The 1,416-nt window shown below is 63.2% G+C and carries 1 protein-coding gene; it reads left to right on the top strand.

All coding sequences use genetic code 11. The features are described from left to right. Positions 1 to 1,416: DNA-directed RNA polymerase subunit beta (locus HOV91_RS39055; RefSeq protein WP_498072334.1), on the top strand; the 1,416-nt coding region annotated here is incomplete at both ends.

The following is a 1,416-nucleotide window of genomic DNA, read 5'->3' as shown; positions in this document are numbered from 1 at the left end:
CCGGTCGAATCAGGGTACGTGTGCTAATCAGCGTCCGATTGTGGATGAGGGTCAGCGGGTGGAGCGTGGTCAGGTTCTGGCTGATGGTCCGTGCACCGAGAACGGTGAGATGGCCTTGGGTAAGAACTTGTTGGTGGCGATCATGCCGTGGGAGGGTCACAACTACGAGGACGCGATCATCCTGTCGCAGCGGTTGGTGGAAGAGGATGTGCTGACCTCGATCCATATCGAGGAGCACGAGATCGACGCCCGCGATACGAAGCTGGGTGCCGAGGAGATCACGCGGGATATCCCGAATGTGTCCGATGAGGTGCTGGCGGATCTGGACGAGCGTGGCATCGTGCGGATCGGTGCGGAGGTTCGTGACGGGGACATCCTGGTCGGCAAGGTCACTCCGAAGGGTGAGACCGAGCTGACTCCGGAGGAGCGGTTGTTGCGGGCGATCTTCGGGGAGAAAGCGCGGGAGGTGCGTGACACCTCGTTGAAGGTGCCTCATGGTGAGTCGGGCAAGGTGATCGGTATCCGGGTGTTCTCCCGGGAGGACGACGACGATCTGCCGCCGGGTGTCAACGAGCTGGTGCGGGTGTATGTGGCGCAGAAACGCAAGATCCAGGACGGTGACAAGCTCGCGGGCCGGCACGGGAACAAGGGTGTGATCGGCAAGATCCTGCCGACCGAGGATATGCCGTTCCTGCCCGATGGCACCCCGGTCGACATCATCTTGAACACCCACGGTGTGCCGCGTCGTATGAACATCGGCCAGATCCTGGAAACCCATCTGGGCTGGATCGGCAAGGCCGGGTGGCGGGTCGATGTCGCCACCGACGGCACCCGCCCGCAGTGGGCGAAGGCGCTGCCGGAGGAGATGCTGGGCGCTCCGGCGGATTCGAATATCGCCACCCCGGTGTTCGACGGTGCGCGGGAGGAGGAGCTGACCGGTCTGCTGGCCTCGACGCTGCCCAACCGTGACGGTGAGCGGATGGTCGATGACGACGGTAAGGCCACGTTGTTCGACGGGCGTTCCGGTGAGCCGTTCCCGTACCCGGTCGCGGTCGGGTACATGTACATCCTCAAGCTGCACCACCTGGTCGATGACAAGATCCACGCCCGCTCGACCGGTCCGTACTCGATGATCACCCAGCAGCCGCTGGGTGGTAAAGCGCAGTTCGGTGGCCAGCGGTTCGGTGAGATGGAGTGCTGGGCCATGCAGGCCTACGGTGCGGCGTACACGCTGCAGGAGTTGCTGACCATCAAGTCCGACGACGTGGTCGGTCGCGTGAAGGTCTACGAAGCGATCGTCAAGGGCGAGAACATCCCGGAACCGGGCATCCCGGAATCGTTCAAAGTCCTGCTCAAAGAACTCCAGTCCCTGTGCCTCAACGTCGAAGTGCTGTCCTCCGACGGCGCCGCGATCGA

Origin of the sequence: Nocardia barduliensis (assembly GCF_013315795.1) — a bacterium.
In the GTDB taxonomy this organism is placed as follows: domain Bacteria; phylum Actinomycetota; class Actinomycetes; order Mycobacteriales; family Mycobacteriaceae; genus Nocardia; species Nocardia barduliensis.
Note: the sequence above shows the minus strand (reverse complement) of the source record. Positions and strands in the feature narration are given on the sequence as shown.